20 protein-coding genes are annotated in these 18,647 nt (G+C 66.9%); 15 read left to right on the top strand and 5 right to left on the bottom strand.

Features of this window, described 5'->3' with window-relative positions; translation table 11 throughout:
• Nucleotides 1-37: 37 nt before the first annotated feature.
• Nucleotides 38-535, bottom strand: a complete 498-nt coding sequence (locus ACZY08_RS16170; RefSeq protein WP_463745652.1) for a DUF1990 domain-containing protein — start codon at nt 533-535, stop codon at nt 38-40.
• A gap of 31 nt (nt 536-566) precedes the next feature.
• Here ACZY08_RS16170 and ACZY08_RS16165 point away from each other — a divergent pair, with 31 nt between their 5' ends.
• From ACZY08_RS16165 to ACZY08_RS16110, 12 genes are all read left to right on the top strand, one after another.
• Nucleotides 567-1,199 carry a PaaI family thioesterase gene (locus tag ACZY08_RS16165; protein ID WP_463745653.1) on the top strand — a complete coding sequence of 211 codons (633 nt, stop codon included), beginning with the start codon at nt 567-569 and terminating at the stop codon, nt 1,197-1,199.
• On the top strand, nt 1,196-1,627 hold the full coding sequence (locus ACZY08_RS16160; protein ID WP_463745654.1) for a TIGR02611 family protein: 432 nt from the start codon (nt 1,196-1,198) through the stop codon (nt 1,625-1,627). The genes ACZY08_RS16165 and ACZY08_RS16160 overlap by 4 nt, the downstream gene beginning before the upstream one ends.
• A 61-nt stretch (nt 1,628-1,688) precedes the next feature.
• Nucleotides 1,689-3,749 (top strand): threonine--tRNA ligase, encoded by a 2,061-nt coding sequence (gene thrS, locus ACZY08_RS16155; RefSeq protein WP_463745655.1) that lies wholly within the window; start codon nt 1,689-1,691, stop codon nt 3,747-3,749.
• Nucleotides 3,746-4,363: an ATP adenylyltransferase gene (locus ACZY08_RS16150; protein ID WP_463745656.1), complete on the top strand. Its 618-nt coding sequence runs from the start codon at nt 3,746-3,748 to the stop codon at nt 4,361-4,363. Before thrS ends, ACZY08_RS16150 begins: the two co-directional genes overlap by 4 nt.
• Entirely contained in the window at nt 4,360-5,046 is a 687-nt protein-coding gene (gene pgsA / locus ACZY08_RS16145; protein ID WP_463745657.1) for a phosphatidylinositol phosphate synthase, read from the top strand. The genes ACZY08_RS16150 and pgsA overlap by 4 nt, the downstream gene beginning before the upstream one ends.
• Nucleotides 5,047-5,111: 65 nt before the next feature.
• Nucleotides 5,112-5,954, top strand: a complete 843-nt coding sequence (locus ACZY08_RS16140; RefSeq protein WP_463745977.1) for a phosphatidylinositol mannoside acyltransferase — start codon at nt 5,112-5,114, stop codon at nt 5,952-5,954.
• A gap of 34 nt (nt 5,955-5,988) precedes the next feature.
• Nucleotides 5,989-7,113: a glycosyltransferase family 4 protein gene (locus ACZY08_RS16135; protein WP_463745658.1), complete on the top strand. Its 1,125-nt coding sequence runs from the start codon at nt 5,989-5,991 to the stop codon at nt 7,111-7,113.
• 2 nt (nt 7,114-7,115) lie between these two features.
• A complete protein-coding gene (locus ACZY08_RS16130) occupies nt 7,116-8,174 on the top strand; it encodes an NUDIX hydrolase (protein WP_463745659.1) in 1,059 nt (352 codons plus the stop codon).
• Between the two features lie 101 nt (nt 8,175-8,275).
• Complete coding sequence (pdxS, locus tag ACZY08_RS16125; RefSeq protein ID WP_463745978.1) at nt 8,276-9,187, top strand: pyridoxal 5'-phosphate synthase lyase subunit PdxS; 912 nt, start codon at nt 8,276-8,278, stop codon at nt 9,185-9,187.
• Between the two features lie 33 nt (nt 9,188-9,220).
• On the top strand, nt 9,221-10,069 hold the full coding sequence (tesB, locus tag ACZY08_RS16120) for an acyl-CoA thioesterase II (protein ID WP_463745660.1): 849 nt from the start codon (nt 9,221-9,223) through the stop codon (nt 10,067-10,069).
• Between the two features lie 22 nt (nt 10,070-10,091).
• Nucleotides 10,092-10,673: a pyridoxal 5'-phosphate synthase glutaminase subunit PdxT gene (pdxT, locus tag ACZY08_RS16115; protein WP_463745661.1), complete on the top strand. Its 582-nt coding sequence runs from the start codon at nt 10,092-10,094 to the stop codon at nt 10,671-10,673.
• A 61-nt stretch (nt 10,674-10,734) separates the two neighbouring features.
• Nucleotides 10,735-12,621, top strand: coding sequence for an ArnT family glycosyltransferase (locus ACZY08_RS16110; protein WP_463745662.1), 1,887 nt, complete (start codon nt 10,735-10,737; stop codon nt 12,619-12,621).
• Here the strand turns inward: ACZY08_RS16110 and ACZY08_RS16105 are convergent.
• From ACZY08_RS16105 to ACZY08_RS16090, 4 genes are read right to left on the bottom strand one after another with little or no spacing between them, the layout of a single operon-like run.
• A complete protein-coding gene (locus ACZY08_RS16105) occupies nt 12,611-13,474 on the bottom strand; it encodes an SDR family NAD(P)-dependent oxidoreductase (RefSeq protein WP_463745663.1) in 864 nt (287 codons plus the stop codon). The two genes, ACZY08_RS16110 and ACZY08_RS16105, sit on opposite strands and share 11 nt — an antisense overlap.
• The gene (locus tag ACZY08_RS16100) at nt 13,471-14,361 is read right to left on the bottom strand and encodes an NAD(P)-dependent oxidoreductase (protein ID WP_463745664.1); all 891 of its coding nucleotides are present in this window, start codon (nt 14,359-14,361) and stop codon (nt 13,471-13,473) included. The genes ACZY08_RS16105 and ACZY08_RS16100 overlap by 4 nt, the downstream gene beginning before the upstream one ends.
• Nucleotides 14,354-14,746 carry a carboxymuconolactone decarboxylase family protein gene (locus ACZY08_RS16095; protein WP_463745665.1) on the bottom strand — a complete coding sequence of 131 codons (393 nt, stop codon included), beginning with the start codon at nt 14,744-14,746 and terminating at the stop codon, nt 14,354-14,356. The genes ACZY08_RS16100 and ACZY08_RS16095 overlap by 8 nt, the downstream gene beginning before the upstream one ends.
• 48 nt (nt 14,747-14,794) lie before the next feature.
• Nucleotides 14,795-15,427 (bottom strand): TetR/AcrR family transcriptional regulator, encoded by a 633-nt coding sequence (locus ACZY08_RS16090; RefSeq protein ID WP_463745666.1) that lies wholly within the window; start codon nt 15,425-15,427, stop codon nt 14,795-14,797.
• Nucleotides 15,428-15,502: 75 nt separating this feature from the next.
• Between ACZY08_RS16090 and ACZY08_RS16085 the strand changes: the two genes are divergently transcribed.
• The 3 genes from ACZY08_RS16085 to ACZY08_RS16075 are packed head-to-tail and all read left to right on the top strand — an operon-like array spanning nt 15,503 to nt 18,628.
• On the top strand, nt 15,503-16,840 hold the full coding sequence (locus ACZY08_RS16085; protein ID WP_463745667.1) for a hypothetical protein: 1,338 nt from the start codon (nt 15,503-15,505) through the stop codon (nt 16,838-16,840).
• Nucleotides 16,837-18,273 (top strand): acyl-CoA reductase, encoded by a 1,437-nt coding sequence (locus tag ACZY08_RS16080; protein WP_463745668.1) that lies wholly within the window; start codon nt 16,837-16,839, stop codon nt 18,271-18,273. The genes ACZY08_RS16085 and ACZY08_RS16080 overlap by 4 nt, the downstream gene beginning before the upstream one ends.
• A 28-nt stretch (nt 18,274-18,301) precedes the next feature.
• Nucleotides 18,302-18,628, top strand: coding sequence for a hypothetical protein (locus ACZY08_RS16075; protein ID WP_463745669.1), 327 nt, complete (start codon nt 18,302-18,304; stop codon nt 18,626-18,628).
• Nucleotides 18,629-18,647 lie beyond the last annotated feature (19 nt).

The raw sequence follows: 18,647 nt of genomic DNA, 5'->3' as shown, positions 1-18,647 counted from the left end.
CGGTCGCCGGCGCATTACGGGCGGCGTCGGCACGCCGTCAGACCGCTTTCAGATATCGGCCGGTGACGACCCGCTGGAGCAGCCGGGTCACCGGCCCGCCCAACCGGCTCCACCAGGTGGCGGGACGGGAGAACGCAACCACTTCGGCGTGCACGGTGTCGGTCGCCGGGTCGTACCGGACCGAGAAGAGCTCCTCACCGGACTCGGGATGTCCGGCCAGCGTGCCGTAGGCGAAACCCCGCCGGTCGGCTTCGTCGAGCACGTAGACCACCCGGCATGGCGCCGGTACCGGGCCCAGCCGGACGATCAGTTCGGTGCCCTGCTCGGCGGCTTCAGAAGTGGCCCGCACCCGCAAGCCCGCGCCGTGTTGCATACCCCATCGCAACACGTCCGCGCCCGCCCGCTCGAAGCGATCGCGGCCGGTGCCGATCTCCGCCGACGCCCGGATGTGGTGGTAACCCGCGGGCAGGTCACCCGCTGTGGCGCCCACCTCCGGATAAGTCAAAGACAGCCGTGCCAGGTCGTGCAGTTTCACGTCACCACCATGACACCAATACGGTGGCGGTGTGGCCCCAGACATCGACACCGCCGGCAACCACCCCGGCGGTGGGTTCAACCCGCCAGATCCCACCGATCGCGGCGGCCCCGATTACGGCCGGTTCATCGAAGCGGTGCGCACGCTTGGCGACCATGCACGCAGCGCCGACGCACCCGACGAGGTGATCACCGAGGCCGCCGACCTGATCGAGAAGGTGTCGGCGCTGCTGGCGCCGTATGAAGCAGACGAATGGAATTCACCGTCCGGTCGCCGAATGGACCTGCCCAACCGTGGCAACGTCAACAACGTGCCGGTGCATCTGGAACGGACCGCCGACAACCGGATCGCCGGAACCGCCCACTTCCGGCGCTTTCACCTGGGGCGCAACGGTGCGGTACACGGCGGTTCGCTGGCCCTGCTGTTCGATTCGCTGCTCGGCTACACCGCCGCCAAGCTGACCGGCAGCATGTATCAGCGCACCGCGTATCTGCATGTCAACTACCGCAAGATCGCCCCGATCGAGAAGGACTTACAGGTGCAGGCAGGCATCGACCGGATCGAGGGACGCAAGATCTTCGTCGAGGGCCGCCTGCTCGACGGCGACGACGTGCTCGCGGACGCTGAAGCGTTGTTCGTCCGGCTCAAGCCGGGGCAGCCATGAGCCTGGCCGCCAATCTCACCGCGGTGAAGCAGCGTTGGACGCGCTGGCGGGAGCGTTTGCGGTCACGCCCGGCCGCCGAATTCACCTACCGCATCGTCGTCGGTGTCGTCGGCACGCTCGTGCTGGCGGTGGGCATCGTGGCGATCCCGTATCCGGGTCCCGGCTGGGCCATCGTGTTTCTCGGCTTGGCGATCCTGGCCAGCGAATTCGACTTCGCGAAACGCGCGCTGCGTTACGTCCGGGCCCGCTACGACGCCGTGATGGCTTGGTTCGATCGCCAGCACATCGCGGTCAAGGGGCTCAGCGCGGCGTTCACCGGACTGGTCGTGGTGGGCACACTGTGGCTGTTCGGCGTCATCGGCTGGAGCGCCGGACTGGTCGGACTGGAGCAACAGTGGCTCGAGAGCCCTATCGGGCTGGGGTCCTGATCAGGGCCACCGATAGCATGACAGCGTTCGCACTAGCCCTCGCATGGTAGGAGACTCCCCGATGAGCGCCGCCCCCAGCCCAGCCCCCGCTGCCCCGATCCGGGTCGCGGCCGGGACTACCGCCGGCGCGGCGGTGCGCGAGGCGGATCTGCCCAGTCGGGGGACCCCCGACGCGATCGTGGTGGTGCGTGACGGCGAGGGGCGCCTGCGTGATCTTTCCTGGACCCCGGACACCGATGTCGAGGTGACGCCGGTGGCCGCCAACACCGACGACGGGCGCAGCGTGATCCGGCACTCGTGTGCCCACGTGCTGGCTCAGGCCGTGCAGGACCTGTTTCCGCAGGCCAAGCTGGGTATCGGGCCGCCGATCACCGATGGCTTCTACTACGATTTCGACGTCGCCGAGCCGTTCACCCCAGAGGACCTGGAAAAGCTCGAGAAGCGGATGCAGAAGATCGTCAAGGACGGTCAGCTGTTCTCCCGGCGCGTCTACGAATCCAAGGATCAGGCGCGCGAGGAACTGGCTGGTGAGCCGTACAAGCTCGAGCTGGTCGACGACAAGTCGGGCGCGGACGATCCCGAGGTCATGGAAGTCGGTGGAGACGAGCTCACCGCCTACGACAACCTCAACGCCCGCACCAAGGAACGGGTCTGGGGCGATCTGTGCCGCGGCCCGCACATCCCGACCACCAGGTACATCCCGGCGTTCAAGTTGACCCGTAGCAGCGCCGCCTACTGGCGCGGTGACCAGAACAACGCCAGCCTCCAGCGCGTCTACGGCACGGCCTGGGAGTCCCAGGAGGCCCTCGACCGTCACCTCGAGCTCATCGAGGAGGCGCAGCGCCGGGACCACCGAAAGCTCGGCGTGGAGCTGGACCTGTTCAGCTTCCCCGACGAGCTCGGCTCCGGTCTGCCGGTCTTCCATCCCAAGGGCGGTGTGATCCGTAAGGAGCTCGAGGACTACTCGCGGCGCAAGCACTCCGAGGCCGGCTACGAGTTCGTCAACACCCCGCACATCACCAAAGAACAGCTCTACATCACGTCGGGTCACCTGGAGTGGTACGCCGACGGCATGTACCCGCCGATGCACATCGACGCGGAGTACAACGACGACGGCACCGTGCGCAAGCCCGGGCAGGACTACTACCTCAAGCCGATGAACTGCCCCATGCACCACCTGATCTACCGGGCGCGGGGCCGCTCGTACCGCGAACTTCCGTTGCGGCTCTTCGAGTTCGGCTCGGTGTACCGCTACGAGAAGTCCGGTGTGGTGCACGGCCTGACCCGCGTGCGCGGCATGACGCAGGACGATGCGCACATCTACACCACGCGTGAGCAGATGCGCGACGAGCTGACCTCCCTGCTGCAGTTCGTGCTCGACCTGCTCTCGGACTATGGGATGGACGACTACTACCTGGAGCTGTCCACCAAGGATCCCGAGAAGTACGTCGGCGACGACGACGTCTGGGAGGAGGCGACTCAGACGCTACGTGAGGTGGCCGAGGCCTCTGGTCTGGATCTGGTGCCGGATCCGGGCGGCGCGGCGTTCTACGGACCCAAGATCTCGGTTCAGGTCAAGGACGCGCTGGGTCGTAACTGGCAGATGTCGACCATTCAGCTGGACTTCAACATGCCCGACCGGTTCGAGCTGGAGTACACGGCGGCAGACGGAAGCAGGCAGCGTCCGGTGCTGATCCACCGCGCCCTGTTCGGCTCGATCGAACGCTTCTTCGGGGTGCTCACCGAGCACTACGCCGGTGCGTTCCCGGCCTGGCTGGCGCCGGTGCAGGTGGTCGGTATCCCGGTCGCCGATGCCCACCTGGACTACCTGTATGACGTTGCCGCCCAACTGAAGTCGCGCGGCGTGCGGGTCGAGGTAGACGGCAGCGACGACCGGATGGCGAAGAAGATCGTCAACCACACCAACCAGAAGGTCCCGTTCATGCTGCTGGCCGGGGGCAAGGACCTTGAAGCCGGAGCCGTCAGCTTCCGGTTCGGTGACCGCACCCAGATCAACGGAGTGCCTCTCGACGACGCCGTGGAAGCGATCGTGAAGTGGATCGCCGACCGCAACAATGCGGTGCCGACGGCCGATCTGGTCAAAGTGGGAACCAGCCAGTGACCGACGACGAGCGGTCGTTCGTCGACCACGGCGGCGGAGACGCCAACACGGACCACGGCGGCGGAGACGCCATCATCGACCATGGTGTGGGTGAACCCGACCACCTGCAGCGGTTGTGGACCCCGCACCGGATGAGCTACATCGTCGATGCGGTCAAGAGCGACAACAAGATCGGCTCGGCCGGTTCGTCGCAGCCGTTCACCGACATCCCCGAGATGTCCGACGAGGACGGGCTCATGGTGGCCCGCGGCGAACTGGTGTACGCCGTGCTCAACCTCTACCCGTACAACCCGGGCCATCTCATGGTGGTGCCATACCGGCGGGTGTCGGAACTGGAGGACCTCACCGAGGCCGAGAGCGCCGAGCTGATGGCGTTCACGCAGAAGGCGATTCGCGTGATCAAGGCCGTCTCGCGCCCCCACGGATTCAACGTCGGCCTGAACCTGGGCACGTCGGCCGGGGGATCGCTGGCCGAGCACCTGCACATGCACGTGGTGCCGCGCTGGGGTGGCGACGCGAACTTCATCACGATCATCGGCGGCGCCAAGGTCATTCCGCAGCTCCTGAGTGAGACCCGGGAACTGCTGGCGACAGAATGGGCCCGTCGGCCGTGAGCAATCTGTTCCTGATGAGCCGGGCGGCCTACGCCAAGCTGTCGCGGCCGGTGGCCAAGGCGGCGCTGCGCGCAGGCCTGACTCCGGACATCGTCACCATCGTCGGCACCGCCGGGTCGGTCACCGCCGCGCTGACCCTCTTCCCGATGGGCCAGTTGTGGTGGGGCGCGTTCGCGGTGTTCGTCTTCGTCCTGGCCGACATGCTCGACGGGGCAATGGCCCGAGAACGCGGTGGCGGCACCCGGTTCGGCGCCGTGCTGGACGCGACGTGTGACCGGATAGCCGACGGTGCCATCTTCGCCGGCCTGCTGTGGTGGGCTGCATTCGGCCTCCACAGCGCCACGCTGGTGGTGGCGATCCTCATCTGCCTGGTCACCTCACAGGTGATCTCGTACATCAAGGCACGCGCGGAGGCCAGCGGCCTGCGCGGCGACGGCGGCATCATCGAGCGCCCGGAGCGGCTGGTCATCGTGCTGGTCGGAGCCGGACTGTCCGGTGTGCCGATCCTGCATGTGCCGTGGCTGCTGCACGTCGCCGCGTGGCTGCTTGCCGTGGCCAGCGTCATCACCGTGGCGCAGCGGCTGCACGCGGTGCGTACTTCGGCGGGCGCCATGGACCTGCTGCAACCACTGCAGCCCTCACAGCCCGAAGGTAGCGACACAACGGATCCGGGAGACTCGTGAACATTCCGCTGTCCGGGCAGGTGACCGATCTGGGTTATGCGGCAGGTTGGCAGCTCGTCCGCGCGATGCCGGAGATCGTGGCGCGCAACGTGTTCGACGCGGGCGCCTTGTACGCCTCCCGCGGTGGCGGCCCGAAGCAGCTGCGCAAGAACCTGGCACGAGTGGTCGGGGTGGCCCCGGCCGAGGTCCCGGATGAGCTGATGCGCGCCGCGTTGGCCTCCTACGCCCGGTACTGGCGGGAGGCGTTCCGGTTGCCGTCGATGGATTTGATCGCCGTGGCCGAGCGCGTGGATGAGGTGTTCATCGGCGCCGACAAACTGCGGGCCGACCACGCGGCGGGCCGCGGCGCGGTGCTGGCACTGCCGCACAGCGGCAATTGGGACATGGCCGGGGTGTGGCTGGCTCAGCAGTTCGGCACCTTCGCCACTGTCGCCGAACGGCTCAAGCCAGAGTCGCTGTACCGGCGTTTCATCGACTATCGGGAGAGCCTGGGATTCGAGGTATTCCCGTTGTCCGGTGGCGAGCGTCCACCGTTCGAGGTGCTCTCGGAGCGGTTGCGGGACAACAAGTTCGTCTGCTTGATGGCCGACCGGGATCTCACCCGCAACGGTGTGGAGGTCGACTTCTTCGGTGAGCCGACCCGGATGCCCGCGGGGCCGGCCAAACTGGCGATCGAAACCGGGTCCCCACTCCACCCGGCACATGTTCACTATGACGGGGACGATTGTGTGGTCGAGATTTTCGACGCCCTCGACACTTCTTCGGGGGATGTCGCCGCGGTGACCCAGGCGTTGGCCGACCGGTTCGCGGCGAACATCGCCGCGCATCCGGCTGACTGGCACATGCTGCAGCCGCAGTGGTTGGCCGATCTGTCCCACGAGCGTCGTGCCCGACTGGGTACCACCTGATGAGCGCTTGCGCGAAGAGGCGACGGAGCTAGCCATGCGTATCGGGATGGTCTGCCCGTACTCGTTCGATGTCCCGGGCGGTGTGCAATCCCATGTGCTGCAACTGGCCGAGGTGATGCGCGCGGGCGGGCATCACGTCAGCGTCCTGGCGCCGTCGTCGCCGCATGTGAAGCTGCCCGATTACGTGGTGTCGGGCGGAAAGGCCGTACCGATCCCGTACAACGGCTCGGTGGCCCGGCTGCGGTTCGGTCCGGCCACCCACCGCAAGGTCAAGAAGTGGATCGCCGAGGGTGAGTTTGACGTACTGCACCTGCACGAGCCCAATGCACCCAGCCTCTCCATGCTGGCGCTGCAGGCCGCCGAAGGGCCGATTGTGGCGACCTTTCACACGTCGACGACAAAATCGTTGACGCTCAGCGTTTTTCAGGGGATTCTGCGTCCCTATCACGAGAAGATCGTCGGCCGGATCGCGGTGTCGGACCTGGCGCGGCGCTGGCAGATGGAGGCTCTCGGCTCGGATGCGGTCGAGATCCCCAACGGTGTCGATGTGCCGTCGTTCGCGAATGCGCCCCGGCTCGAAGGCTATCCGCGGCCCGGCCGCAGCGTGTTGTTCCTCGGGCGCTTCGACGAACCCAGAAAGGGGATGCCGGTTCTGCTCGGCGCCCTGCCGAAACTGGTGCGGCGGTTCGCCGACATCGAGATTCTGGTCGTGGGGCGCGGCGATGAGGACGCGCTCCGTGCGGAGGCCGGTGAGCTCGCCGGGCACCTGCATTTCTTGGGGCAGGTCGACGACGACGCCAAGGCCGCGGCCATGCGCAGCGCCGATGTCTACTGCGCACCCAACCTCGGCGGGGAGAGCTTCGGCATCGTTCTGGTCGAGGCGATGGCAGCCGGGACGCCCGTGGTGGCCAGTGAATTGGATGCCTTTGCCCGCGTTCTCGATCAGGGTCAGGCCGGGCGCCTGGTGCCGGTCGGTGACCCCGACGCCCTGGCCGACGCGCTCATCGAGGTCCTCGGCGACGATGCACAGCGCGAGCGGTACATCGAGGCGGCCTCCGGGCGGGTGGCACGATACGACTGGTCGGTGGTGGCCGGCCAGATCCTGCGGGTCTATGAGACGGTGGCAAGCCCCGGGGTGAAAGTGCAGGTGGGCGACTAACCATGTCGACCTGGATTGTGATCGCGGCAGTGGCCCTGGTGGTCGTTCTGCTGCTCGTCGGCGGATGGGCGTACCAGACTGCCAACCGGCTCGACCGGCTCCACGTGCGCTACGACCTGTCGTGGCTGGCGCTGGACGGCGCACTGGCCCGTCGTGCCGTCGTGGCTCGTGCCGTCGCGGTCGATGCCTATGCCGGCGCTCCCGAGGGCAAACGTCTGGCGAAGCTGGCGGACGTCGCCGAGCGGGCGCCCCGTGCGGCGCGTGAGGCGGCCGAGAACGATCTGTCGGCGGCACTGACGGCAGTCGACCCGGCCGATCTGCCGGTGGCGCTGGTCGCCGAACTCGCCGATGCCGAAGCCCGGGTGCTGCTGGCCCGACGCTTCCACAACGACGCCGTCCGCGACACCCTGGCGCTGCGGGAGCGTCCGATGGTGCGGGCGCTCCGGCTCGGTGGAACAGCCGCGTTGCCAACCTATTTCGAGATCGTGGAACGCCCGGACTCTCAAGCCGAGATGAACCCGGTGAGCCGCCGGACCTCCGCCCGTGTGGTGCTTCTCGACGAGACCGGTGCGGTGTTGCTGCTGCACGGCAGCGACCCCGCGATCGACAACCCGGACAATCCGGCGCCGCGGTGGTGGTTCACCGTCGGCGGCGCCGTCCGCCCCGGGGAGGACATGGCGGCCGCGGCGGTGCGTGAGCTCGCCGAGGAGACCGGGTTGCAGGCGGCGCCGGCCCAGCTGGTGGGGCCGGTGTGGCGGCGCGAGGCCGTCATCGACTTCAACGCCTCGGTGATCCGCAGCGAGGAGTTCTTCTTCATCCACCGGACCGCCCGGTTCGAACCGTCGGTAACGGGGCGCACGACGCTGGAACGGCACTACATTCACGGCCACCGCTGGTGCGATGCAACAATGATCGCCGAGTTGGTTGCCGGCGGGGAGGCCGTGTATCCGCTTCAACTGGGTGAGCTGCTGGCTCAGGCCAATGAACTGGCCGAACAGTCGACAGCGCCGCCGGCGAATACGCGTGGAAACGCGCATCGGGAGCTGCAAGCCATCCGGTGATTGCGGATTTAATGGATTTGGCGGCTTTACTAGACTGAATCAGTGGGAATTTGGAGGTAATTGCGATGGATATCGGTGGGCAGGAGCGCAGCGACCGGGGAATCGTTGCCGCAGCGCAGAACGGTTCGAGCAACCAGACCGGTACCGCACGCGTGAAGCGGGGGATGGCTGAGATGCTCAAGGGCGGCGTGATCATGGACGTCGTCACCCCCGAGCAGGCAAAGATTGCCGAAGGCGCGGGAGCCGTCGCCGTCATGGCGCTGGAGCGCGTCCCCGCCGATATCCGGGCCCAGGGCGGGGTGTCGCGGATGAGCGATCCCGACATGATCGAGGGCATCATCTCCGCGGTCACCATCCCGGTGATGGCCAAGGCGCGCATCGGCCACTTCGTCGAGGCGCAGATCCTGCAGAGCCTGGGTGTGGATTACATCGACGAGTCCGAGGTGCTGACCCCGGCCGATTACACCAACCACATCGACAAGTGGAAGTTCACCGTGCCGTTCGTGTGTGGTGCCACCAACCTGGGCGAGGCCCTGCGTCGTCTCACCGAGGGCGCGGCGATGATCCGCTCCAAGGGCGAGGCCGGCACCGGGGACGTCTCCAACGCCACCACCCACATGCGCAAGATCGGCGGCGAGATCCGTCGGCTCACCTCGATGAGCGAGGATGAGTTGTACGTCGCGGCCAAGGAGCTGCAGGCACCCTATGACCTGGTGGTCGAGGTGGCCCGGGCCGGGAAGCTGCCGGTCACGATGTTCACCGCGGGCGGCATCGCCACCCCCGCCGACGCGGCGATGATGATGCAGCTCGGTGCTGAGGGTGTGTTCGTGGGATCGGGCATCTTCAAGTCGGGCAACCCGGCGCAGCGTGCCGCGGCCATCGTGAAGGCCACCACGTTCTACGACGATCCCGATGTGTTGGCCAAGGTGTCGCGTGGTCTCGGTGAGGCCATGGTCGGCATCAATGTCGAGGAGATCGCCGCACCGCATCGGCTCGCCGAACGCGGTTGGTGATGAGCCGCTTGCGCGAAGGGCAAAGTTAACTGCATGGCGATTGAAGAGATCCTCGATCTGGAGCAGCTCGAGGTCAACATCTATCGCGGCGGGGTGTTCAGCCCCGAGTCGGGCTTCCTGCAGCGCACCTTCGGCGGCCACGTAGCGGGCCAATCGCTGGTCTCGGCGGTGCGCACGGTGGATCCGAGGTTTCAGGTGCACTCCCTGCACGGCTACTTTCTGCGGCCCGGCGACGCCAGGGCACCGTCGGTCTACATCGTCGAACGCATCCGCGACGGCGGTTCGTTCGCCACGCGCCGGGTGAGTGCGATCCAGCACGGCGAGACGATCTTCACGATGTCGGCGTCCTTCCAGACGGACCAGACCGGCATCGAACACCAGGACGCGATGCCGGAGGCCCCGGCGCCGGACGACCTGCCGGGATTCCGGTCCGGTGGAGCGTTCGATGACGCCGGCTTCGCCCAGTTCGACGAATGGGACGTCCGGATCGTTCCGCGGGATCGGGTGACGCGCATTCCCGGCAAGGCCTCCCAGCAGCAGGTGTGGTTCCGCCACCGTGACCCGCTGCCCGACGATCACGTCTTGCACATCTGCGCACTGGCCTACATGAGCGATCTCACCCTGCTGGGTTCGGCCCAGGTCAGCCATCTCGATGTACGTAAGCATCTGATGGTGGCGTCCCTCGACCATGCGATGTGGTTCATGCGGCCGTTCCGGGCCGACGAATGGCTGCTCTACGACCAGTCCTCACCTTCGGCGTGTGGGGGGCGTTCACTGACCCAGGGCAAGATCTTCAACCGCTACGGCGAGATGGTGGCCGCGGTGATGCAGGAGGGTCTGACCCGCTTCCAACGCAATTTCGTCCCGCCGGAGGGCTCATGACCCTCCGGGTCGGAGTGGGGTCGTGAGCCCCCGGGTCGGGGTGCTCGCGTTGCAGGGTGACACTCGCGAGCACCTGGCCGCGCTGCGTGCGGCGGGTGCCGAAGCGGGCACTGTGCGGCGACTTTCCGAACTCGACGCGGTCGACGCCCTGGTGATCCCCGGTGGGGAATCCACTGCGATGAGCCACCTGCTGCGCGAGTTCGAACTTCTCGAACCGTTGCGGGCACGGATCGCTGCGGGGCTGCCCTGCTACGGCTCCTGCGCGGGCATGATCCTGCTGGCCGGTGAGATCGCCGATGCCGGTGTGCCGGGCCGGGCCGCGCTGCCTCTCGGCGGTATCGATATGACGGTGCGGCGCAACGCTTTTGGTCGTCAGGTCGATTCCTTCGAGGGTGACATCGACTTCGAGGGGCTCGACACCCCGGTGCATGCGGTGTTCATCCGGGCACCGTGGGTCGAGCGGGTCGGCCCCGACGTCAAGGTGCTGGCCCGTGCCGCCGATCACATCGTCGCGGTGCGCCAGGGCTCGATGCTGGCGACGTCTTTTCATCCGGAGATGACCGGGGACCGTCGCATCCACAAACTGTTCGTCGATTCGCTCTGACCCCAGCAAACCCACGGCGGCCGCATAGCTCAGTCATAGCCGGCGCCGACTTAATGGACGTGTGACGACGACGTTGGAGGATGCCTCCACTGAGCCTGCGATCGAAGCCCCGCCCAGTGCCCCGCGAGTCGATCGTGAGCGCCTGGCGTTCGCAGCGCTGCTGATCGCCACGGCCGCGGCCTACCTGTGGAACATCACCGTCAACGGGATGGGCAACGACTTCTACGCCGCCGCGGTACAGGCCGGATCGACCAACTGGGAGGCACTGCTCTTCGGGTCGCTGGATCCGAACAACTTCATCACCGTGGACAAGCCACCGGTATCGCAGTGGGTGATGGCGTTCTCGGGTCAGTTGTTCGGATTCAGCAGCGCCAGCATGCTCATCCCGGAAGCGTTGATGGCCGTCGGCGCCGTCGCGCTGATCTACGGGGCCGTGCGCTGGATTTGCGGCCCGCGCGCCGCGCTGCTGGCCGGTGCCGCGCTGGCCGTCACGCCGGTGACGGCGCTGATGTTCCGGTTCAACAATCCCGATGCGGTGATGGTCCTGTTGATGACGGCCGCCGCCTACTTCGCGGTGCGTGCACTGGAGCAGAACGGCGGACGCTGGATGGCGCTGGCCGGTGTCGCGCTCGGGTTCGCGTTCCTGGCCAAGATGCTCGAAGGGCTGATGGTCATGCCTGCCATCGGGCTGGTCTACCTGTTCGCCGCACCCGTCACGGTCCGGCGCCGGCTGCTGCACCTGCTGGGCTCACTGGCCGCGTTCCTCGCGTCGTCGGGCTGGTTCGTGCTGCTCACCCTCGTGTGGCCGGCCTCGTCGCGGCCTTACCTCGCAGGGTCCACCGACAACAACTTCATGAATCTCGTGTTGGGCTACAACGGGTTCGGCCGGGTCCTCGGTCACAACCACTACGGCACGCACGTGGACGTCGATCCGGTGGCCCACGCCGCCGAGCGGAATGGTTTCGGCGGGTTCGGCAACCAGACCCAGGGCCTGCCGCGATTGTTCACCGGCGAGTTCGGTTTCGAGATCGGCTGGCTGGTGCCTGCCGCCCTGCTGGCGGTGGTGCTGGTGCTGGTGTCACGCGGTCGAGCGCCGCGCACCGACATCGTGCGGGCCGGGGCCATCTTGTTCGGCACCTGGCTGGTGATCGACGGTCTGGTGCTGAGCTTCATGAAGACCAGCGTGCACGCCTACTACTGCCTGTCTCTGGTGCCCGCGGTGGCGGCAATGTTTGCGATCGGCATCCACGAGATGTGGCGGCGGCGCGACGACCGGCTGGGTCAGATCGGTTTGATCACGATGCTTCTGGGCACGGGAGTGTGGAGCTTCTGGATTCTGGGCCGCAATGCGTCGTGGCTTCCACCCCTGCGGTGGTCGATCCTGATCGTGACCGTGGTGGCCACTGCCGGCCTGCTGTGGGCGCTGCGTGGCGGAAACCGTACCGCGGCGACCGTCGCGCTGGTGGCGGCGCTGATCGGTGGACTGAGCGGCACGACGGGATACACGGTGGCCACCCTGGGGCAGCCGCACACCGGAGGCGGGCCGAGCGTCGGACCGGCCGATCCCGACGACGGCCACGGGCACGGTTGGCATTCCGACAATCCCGAGGTGAATGCGATGCTGCGGGCCACCACCACCAAGTGGTCGGCGGCCATCAACCGGTCCGGGGCCGCGGCCGGCCTCGAATTGTCCACCGGCACAGCAGTCATGGCGATCGGTGGCTTCACCGGCAGTGATCCGGTGCCCACGCTGGCGCAGTTCCAGACCTACGTCGCCGACCGGCAGGTCAGCTACTACATCCTGCCCGAGCCCAAGGACAAGGACCACGGCGGTTTCTTCACCAACAATTCGCACACCGATATCTCCGACTGGGTGAAGGCGAACTTCACCTCGACCAAGGTGGGCTCGGACACGGTGTACGACTTGAGCGCGCCGCTTAGGAAATAGCCGTCGCGCACAGGGATTCCGAAACCTCCCAGAGCTTTTCGGCCCGGTCCGGATCCGTGGCATAGGGCTCGGCATCGGTGCGCACCGCGCAGTCGGACAGGTACAGCCCGCCACGGCCGTCGAGGTCGGTGCTGACCGCCGCCCACACCTGGGTGGCCGCGCCCTGCTCGGGCGTGGACACCTCGATGACCCGTGAGCGGGCCTGCCCGCTGACCGCGATCACATCCTCGCGCGACATGTGCCTGGCCAGGTTCGTGGCGACCATTCCCGGATGCACGGCGAACGCACGGATACCCCGACCACGAAGCCGCCGGTCGAGCTCGACGGCATGCAGGATGTTGGCGGTCTTGGCCGCGCCGTACGCGGCGAACTTGTCGTAATCGCGGCGCTCCCAGTTCGGATCGCCCAGATCGATGTCACCGAGACGATGGCCCTCGGAGGAGAGATTGACGATGCGGGTGCCCTCGACGAACTGCGGCTGCAATAGGTTTGTCAGCGCGAAATGTCCCAGATGGTTTGTCCCGAACTGTGTTTCGAAGCCGTCCTGGGTGCGGCCGAACGGGGTGAACATCACCCCGGCGTTGTTCATCAGCACGTCGATCACCGGGGCGATGTCGGCGATCTGCGATGCGGCCGTGCGAACACTGGCCACTGAGGCGAGATCGACGACGACGACGGAGAGGTGTGCCTCGGGCATTTCGGTGAGGATCCCGTCACGGGTCTGCGAGAGTGTGTCGGCGTTGCGGGACGCCAACACCACGTGCGCACCGGCCGAAGCCAGGGCCCGGGCGGACTCACGGCCCAGTCCGGAGGTTGCTCCGGTGATCACGCACGTCTTCCCACGGATGCTCATCGGTGTTGTCCCTCGACCACGACGCCGGCGGCCTCCTCCATCGGTTTGATGACGGAGGTGAAGTCGGATTCGGCGCCTTCGGTGCGCAGTGTCTGCTCCCAGATCCGTTGCACGGTAGTGGCCATCTCGACCGGCAGGCCCAGGGAGGCGGCCTCATCGAGGTACAGTCCGACGTCCTTGGCCATCAAGCCGGTGGCAAACCCGTAGTCGAAGGTGCGGGGGAGTACGGCGCGCGGAAACTTGTCTCGGCTGGCGTGTGTCCCGCCCGACCCGGCATTGAGCACATCGATCATCACGTCGGCGTCCAGTCCGGCCTTGACGCCCATCACCATCACCTCGGCGGTCGCGGCCAGGGTGGTGGCGGCCATCAGGTTGTTGATCAGCTTCATGGTTTGCGCGGCGCCGGGCTGTTCGGAGACGAAGATCGCCCGACCGAGGGTCTCGAAAACCGTTTCCAGTGCGTCGAATTCGTGGCGCGGACCGGACACCATCACCGCCAGGGTGCCGGCCTGGGCGCCGTGCATCCCGCCGCTGACCGGGCTGTCCAGCGCGGCGATGCCGTGTGCGGCCAGAACGGCGTGATTGCGTTGCGCGGCGGCGCCTCCGACCGTGGACAGGTCGACGAAGCGTTTGACCCGGGACCCGGCCGCGACGTCGGCCACCACGGACTCGGAGACCTGCGGGGTCGGCAGGCTGGCCAGTACCGTCTCACCCCGGTCTGCCACATCGCGTACCGAGTGGGCCGGCTGGGCACCCAGCGCGGTCGCCTTGGCGAGCACGTCCTCGCGGACGTCGAAGGCGACCACCGGGTGGCCGGCTCTCAGCAGCCGGCCCATCATCGGAAACCCCATGTTGCCCAAGCCGATGAAGCCGATCGGCTCACTCATCGGCCGGGCTCTCGTCGAGCTCGGCGAACACGGCGCGGGCCAGCCGGAAGCTGTCGACGGCGGCCGGGATACCCGCGTAGATGCCGACCTGCAGGAATATCTCGCAGATCTCCTCGCGGGTGACGCCGTTGGTGAGCGCGCCCCGGATGTGGGTGCTCAATTCGTTGGGTCGATTGAGTATCGCGATCATCGCCAGGTTCAGCATGCTGCGGGTCTTCAGTTCCAGGCCTTCGCGACCCCACACCGCGCCCCAGCAGTATTCGGTGACCAGGTCCTGTAGCGGTTTGGAGAAGGCGTCGACGTTGCCGGCCGCCTTACGGACATAGTCCTCGCCCAGGACGGCGGTGCGGATCGCCAATCCCTTGTCGTACGTGTCTTGATCCATGGCGTGCCTTTCAGAGGTTCGGGCAGTTGTCGTACTGCCGCGTTCCGGTCATCGCGGTCGTACCCCGTCGAGGAACAGCCGCACCAAGATCCGCATGCGCTTCTCAAGGTCGTCAGGATCCCAGGACACACCCCAGAGTGCGCCGGTGGCGGGCCCGCCGACGACCATGCTCAAGAACGCGCCGCCGACCACCGCGGGGTCGTCGATCTCGATGATTCCGGCCTCGGCGTGGCGGGCGAGGACCTCGGCGATGAATGTCAGCGCCGGCAGGGTGCCCTGTTCGTACACGAGCCGGAACAGTCGTGGGAAGCGGTTGCCCTCGGCATTGAGGATGCGCTGCAACGCGATACCGGCCGGACTGGTGATACCGGCCAACCGGATCCGGCCGATCGCGAGCAGGGTTTCCTCCAGATCGTCGGTCTCGGCCGCACGTAGCGTCTCGATCGGGACCAGCCACCGGTCCACCGCGCGTTGCACCGAGGCTTCGAACAATGCGGCCTTGTCGGGATACAGGCCGTAGATGGTGCGCTTTGCCATGCCGGCGGCCGCCGCGATTCCGTCGATGCTGGAGCGCTCGAATCCGTTCTCCAAGAACATTTCCAGCGCGCAGTCGAGCAACTCGACGTGGCGCTGCGCAGCCTGCTCCCGGGTGGGGCGGCCCACTTGACGAATTCGGTCCACCACGTCACAGTAGCAGTAATGAAACGCATTAGGTGCTATTAAATGCGGGTTCGCCCCTTTCTCTCAGGAGTCGTCATGACCGCGGTCGATCAACTACTTGCTCTGCAGACGGCGCCCGATCGCTACGACATCGCACCCGCCGACGTGCGGCAGCTGCAGCTCGATGCGGTCAACGAGCGGTTCTCCGCGCACGTCGACCAGATCCCGTTGCTGCGCAACCGCTCTCAGTCTGCCGAGATCACCAAGGTGGTCGAGTATCAAGAGCTGGTTCCACTACTCTTCGCGCACGGCGCCTACAAGAGCTACGCACAGAACTGGCTGACCGAGGGCAGGTGGGACCGGATGGCCAAGTGGGTCGGCACGGTATCGGCCTGCGATCCGTCCGGTGTCGACGTCGACGGCGTGGCCGGGCTCGACGACTTCGTGGCCAGGATGGAGTCCGTGGGGTGCTACCTGACCTGCTCCAGTGGTACCAGCGGAAAACCGGCCATGATCGCCTGCTCGGAGTCCGACCTGGAGGTTGCCTCGCGCGCCAATGTCACCGGATTGACCTGGGCCACCGGCATACCGGCCGACGGCAGCCGGAAGATGTTCGGCCTGGGGCCACGCACCAATGTCGAGCGGAACGAACGTACCCGTATCGCGCTGGTGGGGGCATTCTCGTCCGAGGCCGACAGCTATCAGCTGCCCGTCGAGCCCATCTCGGTCGGCTCCATCATGGCGATGATCGACCTGCGCCGCCGCATCGCCGACGGCAGCGCAGGCCCTTCGGAGATCGCCTCCTTCGAAACCACCAGTGCCGGCCGGCAGAGCGCGATGGACACTGCGACCGCCGCAGCGGTCGATGAGCTGATCGCCGGGCGCGACCGGCAATTGCTGCTTACCGGAATGTTCGCCTCGCTCTATCAGGTGGCGCAGGGGGTGCGGGCAAAAGGATTCTCCGGTAATGACTTCCGCGACGATACGGCGCTGCTGGTGGCCGGCGGTCTCAAAGGTGCGGCACTGCCGCCGGACTACCGGGAGTTCATCTTCGGCACCTTCAACATCGCCGACGAGCGGGTGTATCACTTCTACACGATGCAGGAACTGAACACCCCGTTCCCGAAGTGCCGGGCCGGGCGTTACCACGTGCCGCCGTGGGTGTTGTTGCTGCCGTTGGACGAACCCGGCGAGAATCTCATCGACACCTCGGCGGGGCCGGTGCAGGCGCGAGGCGCGTTCTTCGACCTGTCGCTGGACGGCCGCTGGGGTGGAGTCATCTCCGGTGATCGCATCGACGCCGATTTCGGGCCGTGCGGCTGCGGGCACCAGGGGCCGACCGTCGGTCCCGACATCACCCGCTATGCCGATCTGGGTGGGGACAAAATCACCTGCTCGGGCACCATCGACGCCTACGTGCGGGGCGAGGCATGAGCGTGCTGCGGGCCCCGTTCATCATCCGAGGGGCGCTGGTGGATGCGCCGGAGGACGGTGCCATCCCGCACAGCTCGCGTGACCTCGGCATCGACTTCGTCACGCCGGCAATCGATCTCGATGCCCTGATCACTCCCCGGGCGGAGCTTCCCCCGCTGCTGAACGTGCCGCTGGCCGAGATCGTCGACTTCCTCGTCGAAACCGGCAAGCGCCTGGCGCTCGACGACAACGCGCACCTGCAGCGTTGTCTGGATCTGGTGGCCGAGACCAATCCGCTACCGCGCCGGGTGGTGGAGAATCTCTACCGGAGCGCGCCGGCGTTGTTGAGCCGGAACAGTCTGTGGGCACAGGTCGAGTCGAACTTCGCCGACCCGGCGGTGCTCGACGGCTGGGTGAGCCGGACGGATGCGGCCGGCAACGCCGGTGCGATTCGGGCTTTCCCGCCCCGCATGGTGCACATGCTGGCCGGCAACGCCCCGGCAGGCTGCATCGCCTCGATCGCCCAAGGCGCTCTCGTCAAGGCTGTCAGCCTGTTCAAGATGCCCTCCTCGGATCCCTTCACCACCGTGGCGGTGCTGCGCACCATGGCCGAGGTCGATCCGAATCATCCTGTGGTGCAGTCGATGTCGGCGGTGTACTGGGCCGGCGGTGACGAGGCGGTCGAGCGCGCCATCTACCGCCCCCAGTACTTCGACAAGATCGTGGCCTGGGGCGGCGGTCCGGCCATCAACAACGTCATCAAATACCTCGGCCCCGGCATCCAACTGGTGTCCTTCGACCCCAAGAGCTCGATCTCGATGATCGGCCGTGAGGTGTTCGCCTCCGACGAGGCGCTCGCCGAGGTGGCCGAGCGGGTCGCGGCCGACACCTGTGTCTTCAACCAGGAGGCCTGTCTGGCCAGCCGATTCGTGTTCCTCGAGACCACCGATCGGGCCGAGGCTCGCCGGTTCTGCGCCACGCTGCTGCCACGTCTGGGCGTTGACCGACTGTTCGGATCGGCCGAGGCGCCGCTGCCGCCCACCGACATCCGGGACGAGATCGAGGTGATGGGCGCGATGGGTGACGAACTCGAGGTGTTCGGCCGCTTCGACGGCCGCGGCATGGTGCTGTTATCCGACGCGCCGGTGGACTTTCATCCGTCGAACAAGATCTCCAACGTGGTGATGGTGGGATCGCTGGACGACGCGGTCCGCCATGTCAACGTCGCAACCCAGACCGTCGGTGTATACCCGTTCGACCGCAAGGCGCAGTTGCGTGACGCCTTGGCCGGCGCGGGTGGTCAGCGGGTGTGCCGGGTGGGCACCGCCAATGGTCACGTCGCCGGTGGCCCGCACGACGCCATGTACCCGCTGGCCCGTTTGGTGCACTGGATGGGGGACGATGACATTTGCGGCTCGGACGCCAATGCGGCGCTGCCGGCAAGTACCGGGTGACGCCCGCGCGTCGGCGTACGCTGCCTGCATGTCTGCGTCGTCGCCAGCGTCCGTCCGGCGCCGGCCTGGTGTCGCGGAGTCGGTGATCAGCTGGGCCGCATGGGTCGTCGTCGGTCTGCTTGCCGTGTTGCTGGCGTTCGCCGCGATCTTTCCGATGGGCTTCAGTGGCGCGTATCCCGAACACGCCGACGAGGCGTCGACGATGGCCGGATGGGTGGTGCTGACCCTCGCGACCGTCGTCCTCGCCCCGATCGGCATGGTGATCGGGCACTGGCGGCGTTGGCACATCTGGTACTGGCCGGTGCTGTGTACCGCCGCGGCGGGCACGACATTCGTCTTGCTGAAGGCCTTGTAGACGTCGTATCGAGCGCATG

It is taken from the genome of Mycobacterium sp. IDUB_9 (assembly GCF_055419505.1).
This window is presented reverse-complemented; position numbering and strand designations above follow the sequence as displayed.

Excerpts from the sequence above, each read along its gene's own strand:
- thrS (WP_463745655.1), top strand. The coding sequence starts at position 1,689 with ATGAGCGCCGCCCCCAGCCCAGCCCCCGCTGCCCCGATCCGGGTCGCG.
- ACZY08_RS16160 (WP_463745654.1), top strand. The coding sequence starts at position 1,196 with ATGAGCCTGGCCGCCAATCTCACCGCGGTGAAGCAGCGTTGGACGCGC.
- ACZY08_RS16085 (WP_463745667.1), top strand. The coding sequence starts at position 15,503 with ATGACCGCGGTCGATCAACTACTTGCTCTGCAGACGGCGCCCGATCGC.
- ACZY08_RS16080 (WP_463745668.1), top strand. The coding sequence starts at position 16,837 with ATGAGCGTGCTGCGGGCCCCGTTCATCATCCGAGGGGCGCTGGTGGAT.
- ACZY08_RS16105 (WP_463745663.1), bottom strand. The coding sequence starts at position 13,474 with ATGAGCATCCGTGGGAAGACGTGCGTGATCACCGGAGCAACCTCCGGA.
- ACZY08_RS16135 (WP_463745658.1), top strand. The coding sequence starts at position 5,989 with ATGCGTATCGGGATGGTCTGCCCGTACTCGTTCGATGTCCCGGGCGGT.
- ACZY08_RS16095 (WP_463745665.1), bottom strand. The coding sequence starts at position 14,746 with ATGGATCAAGACACGTACGACAAGGGATTGGCGATCCGCACCGCCGTC.
- ACZY08_RS16075 (WP_463745669.1), top strand. The coding sequence starts at position 18,302 with ATGTCTGCGTCGTCGCCAGCGTCCGTCCGGCGCCGGCCTGGTGTCGCG.
- ACZY08_RS16130 (WP_463745659.1), top strand. The coding sequence starts at position 7,116 with ATGTCGACCTGGATTGTGATCGCGGCAGTGGCCCTGGTGGTCGTTCTG.
- ACZY08_RS16100 (WP_463745664.1), bottom strand. The coding sequence starts at position 14,361 with ATGAGTGAGCCGATCGGCTTCATCGGCTTGGGCAACATGGGGTTTCCG.
- ACZY08_RS16140 (WP_463745977.1), top strand. The coding sequence starts at position 5,112 with ATGCCGGAGATCGTGGCGCGCAACGTGTTCGACGCGGGCGCCTTGTAC.
- tesB (WP_463745660.1), top strand. The coding sequence starts at position 9,221 with ATGGCGATTGAAGAGATCCTCGATCTGGAGCAGCTCGAGGTCAACATC.